The organism is Paenalicyclobacillus cellulosilyticus (genome assembly GCF_014647315.1).
Classification (GTDB): Bacteria; Bacillota; Bacilli; order Alicyclobacillales; family Alicyclobacillaceae; genus Alicyclobacillus_J; species Alicyclobacillus_J cellulosilyticus.
In genome coordinates, this window is the sequence record NZ_BMOY01000113.1 from 1 (window position 1) to 641 (window position 641).

The 641-nt window shown below is 41.8% G+C and carries 2 protein-coding genes; both read left to right on the forward strand.

The window, feature by feature from the left end; translation table 11 throughout:
- Positions 1 to 433: beta clamp domain-containing protein (locus tag IEX97_RS13050; RefSeq protein ID WP_229776927.1), on the forward strand; the 433-nt coding region annotated here is incomplete at its 5' end.
- 13 nt (positions 434 to 446) lie between these two features.
- Positions 447 to 641, forward strand: a 195-nt coding sequence (locus IEX97_RS13055) for an AAA family ATPase (RefSeq protein ID WP_188883530.1), incomplete at its 3' end; no start/stop codon positions are given.

Consider the following 641-nt stretch of genomic DNA (forward strand, 5'->3'; position numbering starts at 1 on the left):
TAAAGTCATGACTGAGCAATACACGTTTGTTTCAAAGTTAATAGAAGCACGCTTTCCCCCTTACGCCAAAGCTATTCCTAAAGAGCAAGATAAGCACGTAGTGCTGGAACGTGATGTGTTAAAACGAGCCCTGTCACGCATTGTCATATTGGCCAATGAAAAATCGCGCGCGGTATTGCTGCATATGCAAGACTCGCAATTAACGCTAGTTGCCAATAATCAAGAGCACGAAGAGGCGATGGAACATCTAGAAGCTAAAACCCAGGGCGATGAGTTAAAAATTGGTATTAATGCTGGATATTTACAAGACGTTTTAAACTCTGTCCCGGAAGGTCCTTTGCAATTGTCTATGACCAATAGTGATAGCAGTGTGTTAGTGGAGTCATTACAGGATGAGACGTATCAATACATCATCATGCCGATGAAAATTTAGGACCTTGTCATTCATGAACCTCAATCAACTTGATGTTCATCATCTGCGCAATATTTCTGAAGCTCGGCTTAAACTTCATCCAGGCTGTAATCTCATTGTGGGAGAAAATGGCAGTGGTAAAACGTCTCTTTTAGAATCCATTTACCTCCTAGCAACAGGGCATTCCTTTAGAACACGAGAAACCAATCCATTGATTCATGAAGGGCAC